The organism is Roseateles sp. (genome assembly GCF_049240545.1).
Classification (GTDB): Bacteria; Pseudomonadota; Gammaproteobacteria; order Burkholderiales; family Burkholderiaceae_C; genus Paucibacter_A.
Window position 1 is genome coordinate 1 of the sequence record NZ_JBMLSK010000169.1, and the last position, 3,168, is coordinate 3,168.

Below are 3,168 nucleotides of genomic sequence, written 5' to 3' on the forward strand. Positions count from 1 at the left end.
GCGGCGCTTGCAGCTGAACGCCAGCAGCTTGTCGTGGCCGCACTCGCCGCAGCGCGGCCGGTTCAGCGGCACCATGGCAGGCGCCTACAGAGCCTCGATTCCGCTCCTGGTCCTGTTGCTCTTGCTAGGCGCCATGTTCATCAAGTCCGCACACCTCCAACTTGCTGCGACTGCGCAGGCCGTCGTCAGCACACTGGCCCTCCTTTTGGTGGCTCTTGTGTTTGCCGCCGCCTCCTGGGCATGCCTAAAGCGCTATCAGCAGAGTGGCTACTGCCTCGCAGATGAGCGGGCTGCATCGCAAATCTCGGTGCTCTCGGTCCTCGCACTCGAATTGATGGCCTTTGGCCTCGCAGTCGTCGGCATTTTGACTAGGGCCTGTTAACACTACCGCAGCCCGTCTGCGATGAGTGCGAAGCAGATGAAGGCCAGGAACATCACATCGAGCTTTTCGAACCTGGAGAAGATGCGGCGATAGCCCTTGAGGCGGCGAAACAGTCGCTCGACCTCATTGCGCCGCTTGTACATCTCGCGGTCATATTCCCAAGGTTCCAGCCGGTTGCTCTTGGGCGGCACCACTGGCGAGTAGCCCAAGTCCAGCGCGAGTTGCCGAGTCTCGTTGCCCTCGTACGCGCGATCCATGATGAGGTGCAGGGGCCGATCTGGCTTGCCCAAGCGGGTCAGCAACTCGCGGCCCTCGGCGGCATCGTGCGCCTGGCCAGGCGAGAGCGAGAACGTTATGGCCGTGCGCGCGTCCGCCGCGACGAGATGGATCTTGGTGTTCCAACCGCCACGGGACTTGCCGATAGCTTGCGGACCGTTTTTTTTGGCGCGCCGGTGCCATCTGGATGCACCTTGACGCTGGTGGAATCCAGCGACACGGCTTCGAGCTTGATCTGCACGATCTGCGCGCGCTGTAGCTGCTCGAAAGCACGATCAAGAACGCCCGACTTGGCCCAGCGGCTCATGCGCGTGTAGATGGTGTGCCAGTTGCCGAAGCGCTTGGGCAGGCCGCGCCATTTGCAGCCGTGCTCAGCCACATAGAGGATGGCGTTGAGCACCTGCAGATTGGTGAGGCTGACGTTGCCGCGCTGACGCGGCAGGCACTCAGCGATCTGTTCGAACTGCGCTTTGGTGATCTCCATGTGACGACTGTCGCAGTCAGATGGCCTCGGCGCAATTAGTGTTAACAGGCCCCAGCTGATGAGCAGGAGCCGCACCGGCTGGGCGAACAAGGGCGCGCGGGCGGCCAGCACTTGCTGCGCCGCCGCTTCGGCGCAGACGATCGGCGTGGCCCGGCGCAGCAGGAAGTGCTGCACCTTCAAACCGAGGCTCGCTTGGTACGCCACGGGCACCCCACAGAACGCGTTACACGCACGCCTTGGTCTCAGCCTCGTGCTCAGCCCTTGTTCAGCAGGAACTGCAGCAGGCGGATGTCGGTGGCGTCACTGGCGGCGGGGTCAGTGGCCAACGGGTGGTCAGGACGGTTCGGAAGGCCGGGAATCGTGAAGCCGTGCTTAACACCGCCGAAGAGGACGATCTCGTAGCGCCGGCCGGCGGCATCCATCTCCTCCGCGAAGGACTGAACTTGCGCCAGCGTCGAGAACCCGTCACGCGTTCCTTGGATGACCAGCACCGGCCCGCTGATGTGCCGAGCAGAGGCCGCATCAGGGTTGTGCAGCACGGGCCACACCACCGCGACGCCGGAGAGGGCTGCGCCGCCTCGACCCAATTCCAGCGAGGCCATGGCACCGAAGCTGAAGCCCAGGGCTTTCACCGGCACGCCAGCTGGCAGCTGCTGCTGGAGTGCTGATAGCGCCGCCCGCATCCGGCGCCGGACCTCCATGCGATCCGCCAGCAACGGAGCCGATGCCGCGTGAGCCTGGCTGTCGTCTTGCGGGCGAATGCCGCGACCGTAGAGATCAACGATCAGTACGACGGCACCCTGCTGCGCCAGCTTGCGAGCCTGAAGGCGGGCGTGCTCATTGATGCCTGTCCAGTCGGGTGTGAGGAGCACTCCGACAACGCCTTCTGACGACGACAAAGAGCCCTTGGAAGCTGCGCGCACCAGTTCACTGGAGAACGGCTTGCCGTCGATCTCGTACTCCAACGGCGATTCAGCGACAGCTGCCGCGGCGCTTGCCGCTAGCAGGGGGCCAGCGATGGCGCCGGCAACGATCTTCTTGAGGTTCATGGTGCGTTTCCTGGGAGCAAGTGAGGGGAAACGCATTGCATCAATTTATCAAAACGTGCACAATGATCATTGCAAGAACATTACGTTCTGGGTTTGAGAACAACAAATGGAGCTTTCTCAACTCAAAAGCATGGTGGCGGTCGCGCGACACCAGGGCTTCACCGGTGCAGCGGACGCACTAGGGTTGGCCAAGTCGGCGGTCAGCAATCACATACGCCTCTTGGAGCAATCACTCGGTGTACGCTTGTTCGTGCGCTCGTCGAGGCGTGTTTCGCTGACATCCGAGGGCGAACTCGTGCTTCGGCGCGCGCAGTCCGTCCTGGCCGAGTTGGACCACTTGCGCGAAGACGCGCTTCAGGGGCACACGCAGGTGCGGGGCGATGTCCGGATCTCGGCATCGCCGGAATTTGGAACCATGCTGGCTGCGGCCTTAGTTCCAAGGCTCACCGTCAGGCTTCCTGAAGTTCGATTGGCCCTGCACCTCAGCTACGACCCAGCCGACATCCAAAACCCGCGGCACGACTTTGCCGTGCGGCTCGGGCAGGTGGCGGACATTCAGCTTGTGGCGCGCAAGCTGGGAAGCTTTCAAAGACGCGTGGTTTGCAGTCCGAGGCTGGCGCACCGTCTGGCACTCAGCGATCCGCGCGACCTGAGTTCGCACCCTGCCCTAATCTTTTCGGATCACGCGTTCGATGACCGATGGGTGCTGGCCAATCAGGCCGACACCTCCAGCGTCTTGACACTTGACGTATCAGGGCAGATCGCCGTGCAGGGCTTTCGCGCGCTCCAGGAGCTGGCGGAGCGGGGCGAGGGCCATGCGTTCTTACCAGATTTCATGGTCGCATCGGCCCTGGCTCAGGGGCGCTTGGTCGAACCCTTCCAGGGTTGGCGCTCGCGCCCAATCAATGCGCATCTTGTGTATCGTGAGCGTCCAGCCTCGCCACCTTGACGACAAGCGGCCGATCAGCCGGAGGCTG

General features: G+C 63.1%; 4 protein-coding genes and 1 pseudogene. 2 read left to right on the forward strand and 3 right to left on the reverse strand.

The features are described 5' to 3' along the window. Window positions 1-382 (forward strand): hypothetical protein (locus ACOVRJ_RS11020; protein WP_422043899.1); only part of this gene is annotated, 382 nt, incomplete at its 5' end. A 2-nt stretch (window positions 383-384) separates the two neighbouring features. On the opposite strand, the pseudogene ACOVRJ_RS11025 reads toward ACOVRJ_RS11020, so the two are convergent. From ACOVRJ_RS11025 to ACOVRJ_RS11035, 3 genes and pseudogenes are all read right to left on the reverse strand, one after another. Then, a pseudogene (locus ACOVRJ_RS11025) lies at window positions 385-837 on the reverse strand (IS5 family transposase); the annotation flags it as partial. After that, complete coding sequence (locus tag ACOVRJ_RS11030) at window positions 735-1,142, reverse strand: transposase (RefSeq protein ID WP_422043902.1); 408 nt, start codon at window positions 1,140-1,142, stop codon at window positions 735-737. The pseudogene ACOVRJ_RS11025 and the gene ACOVRJ_RS11030, both read right to left, overlap by 103 nt. Before the next feature lie 254 nt (window positions 1,143-1,396). Beyond that, window positions 1,397-2,191, reverse strand: coding sequence for a dienelactone hydrolase family protein (locus ACOVRJ_RS11035; protein WP_422043900.1), 795 nt, complete (start codon window positions 2,189-2,191; stop codon window positions 1,397-1,399). A 106-nt stretch (window positions 2,192-2,297) separates the two neighbouring features. On the opposite strand from ACOVRJ_RS11035, the gene ACOVRJ_RS11040 reads away from it, so the two are divergent. Beyond that, window positions 2,298-3,140 (forward strand): LysR family transcriptional regulator, encoded by an 843-nt coding sequence (locus tag ACOVRJ_RS11040; RefSeq protein WP_422043901.1) that lies wholly within the window; start codon window positions 2,298-2,300, stop codon window positions 3,138-3,140. The last annotated feature ends 28 nt before the right edge of the window (window positions 3,141-3,168 follow it).

Bases quoted from the DNA above. Each gene is read 5' to 3' on its own strand.
- ACOVRJ_RS11030 (WP_422043902.1), bottom strand. From the start codon at position 1,142: ATGGAGATCACCAAAGCGCAGTTCGAACAGATCGCTGAGTGCCTGCCG.
- ACOVRJ_RS11035 (WP_422043900.1), bottom strand. From the start codon at position 2,191: ATGAACCTCAAGAAGATCGTTGCCGGCGCCATCGCTGGCCCCCTGCTA.
- ACOVRJ_RS11040 (WP_422043901.1), top strand. From the start codon at position 2,298: ATGGAGCTTTCTCAACTCAAAAGCATGGTGGCGGTCGCGCGACACCAG.